The sequence below is a fragment of the Streptomyces sp. NPDC055815 genome (genome assembly GCF_053616475.1).
In genome coordinates this window covers 1-1,309 of the sequence record NZ_JBSHDU010000188.1, presented here as the reverse complement: position 1 = coordinate 1,309, position 1,309 = coordinate 1, and the positions used below count along the sequence as shown (strand labels likewise).

The 1,309-nt window shown below is 73.6% G+C and carries 2 protein-coding genes; one reads left to right on the top strand and one right to left on the bottom strand.

What is annotated here, in order from left to right; genetic code table 11:
- Positions 1-225: 225 nt before the first annotated feature.
- Complete coding sequence (locus tag ACWGN5_RS41900; protein ID WP_157028735.1) at positions 226-402, bottom strand: hypothetical protein; 177 nt, start codon at positions 400-402, stop codon at positions 226-228.
- 141 nt (positions 403-543) lie between these two features.
- Here ACWGN5_RS41900 and ACWGN5_RS41895 point away from each other — a divergent pair, with 141 nt between their 5' ends.
- A complete protein-coding gene (locus ACWGN5_RS41895; RefSeq protein ID WP_376189705.1) occupies positions 544-732 on the top strand; it encodes a hypothetical protein in 189 nt (62 codons plus the stop codon).
- The last annotated feature ends 577 nt before the right edge of the window (positions 733-1,309 follow it).

The following is a 1,309-nucleotide window of genomic DNA, read 5'->3' as shown; positions in this document are numbered from 1 at the left end:
ACCGCCTCCCGCTGTTCCTGCGTCGGCTGCGCCTGCGCGATCGTGGCCCGGAGGTCGAGCCAGACCCGCTCGCGGGTCGCGCCCTCAGCGGGGGTGATGACGCCGCTCCAGGTCGCCTGGCGGCCGTCGTGGGACTGCATGGTGAGGATGTACAGGAACTCGCGCATGGGGGCCTCCTGGCGGTGGTTGGGGCGGGGCACCGGCCGGTGCCCCGCCGAGGGGGCGTCAGCTGGCGTCGTACCGCGCCTGCTCCAGCGCGTCCCGGACGGCCTGCTCGCCCTGGATCTCGCCGCGCTCGATCGCGGCGTACACGGCGGCCGAGCCCATGTACATCCGGTCCTGGAAGTTGACCCCCTCGGAGGAGGAGGAGTCGTCGTTCTTCTTGCCACCGAACAGGCCCATGATGATCTCCCTTGCGGTTGTGTCAGCTTGTGCCGACCGCTTCACTATGACACGACTGTGTCAGTCTGCGCAAGCCCCGTCGAATTGAGAATGCCTAGGTGTGTGTCGTGGCTCGTGCTCCTGGCGCTCGTTGATCCCGGCATGAGTACGAGCGATGACGTTGCGGGTGGGGCCGAGCCGACGCAGGAGTACGGCGTGCTGTGGGTGCCGGTGAGGTGTCCGGGCGACTGCCTGTGCTCGGACTGCTCGGGTGCGGGGGACATGTGGGCCGACGCCCAAGCGGAGATGCGGGAGGAGCTGGGCGAGGACCCGTTGGGTCCTGATGCCTAGGTGTGGCGGTCGAAAGTGCCAGAGGTGTGGTGCGGAGCCGGATGATGTGCACGTGCAGAACAGTGATGCGAGCAGGGCGGAGCGGGCGCGGTGGTGTGGGTGGTGTGGGCTGCCGATTCCGGGGCCGCATCCGGTGGTGGGGCGGCCGCGGCTGTACTGCCGGACGGGTGGGTGCCGGACGCGGGCGGCGGAGCACAGGCGGGAGCAGGCCCGGACGCGGGCGGCGGTGCTGGCGGCGGAGCGCGCGGTGCTCGGCCGACCGGAGGAGCCGATCGTGCCGCCCGCGCCGGGATCTGCACGTGCGCAACCCCGGCGGCCGCAGCCGCGGGATGCTCCGCCGGCTACTCCGCCGCGTCCGGCCCGGCCGGTGGTGGGCGGGGAGGATCTGCCGCTGTGGTGACGGGTCGCGGCCGCCGACCCTGACGGTCCCCCAGGTGCCCGCCGCGCCCTCGTAAGGCGGGGCCAGAGCGGGGGGGTCCCTCCGGTCGGGGGGCCCAACAGGGGGTGCGCGGGGTTGTGGGGGGGGGGGCGGGGGGGGCCCCCCCCGGGTGCGGGGCCGCGGGGGGGGGGCGGTGGG